Raw genomic sequence first — 2,382 nt, forward strand, 5'->3', positions numbered from 1 at the left:
GCGGGAGCCGTCGTCGATGACGGCCAGCTCGGCGCCGACCTCGACCGTCTCGTCCTCGGCGACCTTGATGGAGGCGAGCACGCCGGCGGCAGGGGAGGGGATCTCGGTGTCGACCTTGTCGGTGGACACCTCGAGCAGCGGCTCGTCGGCCTCGACGCGCTCGCCCTCGGCCTTCAGCCAGCGGGTGACAGTGCCCTCGGTGACGCTCTCGCCGAGCGCCGGAAGGGTTACGGAAACCGCCATGGTTTCGGTTGCTCCTTACGAATTGCGGAAGTCTGTGTCGTCGCGTCGTGAGTTGACCGAGGGTCGGTCAGTCGTGCGAGTGCAGCGGCTTGCCGGCCAGGGCGAGGTGGGCCTCGCCCATCGCCTCGTTCTGGGTCGGGTGGGCGTGGATGAGCTGCGCGACCTCGGCGGGCAGCGCCTCCCAGTTGTAGATCAGCTGGGCCTCGCCGACCTGCTCGCCCATGCGGTCGCCGACCATGTGGACGCCGACCACGGCACCGTCCTTGACCTGGACGAGCTTGATCTCGCCCGCGGTCTTGAGGATCTTGCTCTTGCCGTTGCCCGCGAGGTTGTACTTCAGAGCGACGACCTTGTCCGCACCGTAGATCTCCTTGGCCTTGGCCTCGGTGATACCGACGGAGGCGACCTCGGGGTGGCAGTACGTCACCCGCGGCACGCCGTCGTAGTCGATCGGAACGGTCTTCAGACCGGCGAGACGCTCCGCGACCAGGATGCCCTCGGCGAAGCCGACGTGCGCGAGCTGGAGCGTCGGGACCAGGTCACCGACGGCCGAGATGGTCGGCACGTTCGTGCGCATGTACTCGTCGACGAGGACGTAGCCGCGGTCCAGCGCGACGCCCTGCTCCTCGTAGCCGAGACCGGCGGAGACCGGCCCGCGGCCGATGGCGACCAGGAGGATCTCGGCCTCGAAGGTCTTGCCGTCGGCCAGGGTCACGCGGACGCCGTCCTGCGTGTACTCGGCCTTCTCGAAGAACGTGCCGAGGTTGAACTTGATGCCGCGCTTGCGGAAGGCGCGCTCAAGAAGCTTGGAGCTGTTCTCGTCCTCCACCGGCACGAGGTGCTTGAGCCCCTCGATGACCGTGACGTCGGTGCCGAAGGACTTCCACGCGGAGGCGAACTCGACGCCGATGACGCCGCCGCCCAGCACGATCGCGGACTGCGGGACGCGGTCCAGCTTCAGCGCGTGGTCCGAGGAGACGATGCGGTTGCCGTCGATCTCCAGGCCCGGCAGCGACTTCGGCACGGAGCCGGTCGCGAGGAGCACGTGACGGCCCTGGATGCGCTGGCCGTTGACGTCCACGGACGTGGGGGACGACAGACGGCCCTCACCCTCGATGTACGTCACCTTGCGCGAGGCCACGAGGCCCTGCAGGCCCTTGTAGAGGCCGCTGATCACGTCGTCCTTGTACTTGTGGACGGCGTTGATGTCGATGCCCTGGAAAGTCGTCAGGACACCGTACTGGTCCGCCTCGCGTGCCTGGTCGGCGATCTCGCCGGCATGCAGCAGGGCCTTGGTGGGAATGCAGCCGTTGTGCAGGCAGGTGCCGCCGAGCTTGTTCTTCTCGATCAGGGCGACGTCCAGGCCCAGCTGCGCTCCGCGCAGGGCCGCGGCGTAGCCGCCGCTACCACCGCCGAGGATCACTAGGTCGAAAACGGTGCTGGCGTCGTTCGCCACGTCACGTCCTCCATGCATGTGCGCCGTACGCCGGTCTGCGTCGACCGGGCGGCGGCTGGTGTCCGGCCGCTCTTTCTTCGGCCCTGAGGTGGGCCCTGTCCTGCCGAGAACCCATCTTCGCACCTGTCGGCGCCGAGCGGGACGCCGGGCCGGGCAGTGAGACGTCTGATCGATCACACGGAGGCCCCGCGCCCCTTCGGGGGCGCCCCGAAGGGGCGCGGGGAACTGCGCGACCAGCCACACCCGACCCGCACCCGCCGTATGGCGAGCGGAACCGGGCTATCGGGCGGGCGTCAGCCCAAATCCCCGGCAGCCGTCAGCTCGGCAAGCCGAACCAACGTACGCACAGCAGACCCCGTACCCCCCTTGGGCGTGTACCCGAACGGCCCCTGCTCATTGAAGGCAGGCCCGGCGATATCGAGGTGCGCCCAGGTGATGCCCTCACCCACGAACTCCTTCAGGAACAACCCGGCGACCAGGCCACCGCCGTACCGCTCGCCCATGTTCGCGATGTCGGCGGTCGGGGAGTCCATCCCCTTCTTCAGGTGGTCCGGCAGCGGCATCGGCCACGCCGCCTCGCCGACCTCCTCGGCGGCCTCGTACACCGCCGTGCGGAACGAGTCGTCGTTCGCCATGACGCCGAACGTCCGGTTCCCCAGCGCCAGCATCATCGCGCCGGTCAG

General features: G+C 68.8%; 2 protein-coding genes and 1 pseudogene. All 3 read right to left on the minus strand.

Translation table 11 applies throughout. The features are described from left to right. Positions 1-243, minus strand: a 243-nt coding sequence (locus tag O3Q52_RS52010; protein ID WP_332113030.1) for a biotin/lipoyl-containing protein, incomplete at its 3' end; no start/stop codon positions are given. A gap of 67 nt (positions 244-310) precedes the next feature. Beyond that, the gene (gene lpdA, locus O3Q52_RS52015) at positions 311-1,699 is read right to left on the minus strand and encodes a dihydrolipoyl dehydrogenase (protein ID WP_055618698.1); all 1,389 of its coding nucleotides are present in this window, start codon (positions 1,697-1,699) and stop codon (positions 311-313) included. A 293-nt stretch (positions 1,700-1,992) separates the two neighbouring features. Further along, positions 1,993-2,382 (minus strand): annotated as a pseudogene (locus tag O3Q52_RS52020) (leucyl aminopeptidase); the annotation flags it as partial.

The sequence above is a fragment of the Streptomyces sp. ActVer genome (assembly GCF_027270795.1).
In the GTDB taxonomy this organism is placed as follows: domain Bacteria; phylum Actinomycetota; class Actinomycetes; order Streptomycetales; family Streptomycetaceae; genus Streptomyces; species Streptomyces umbrinus_A.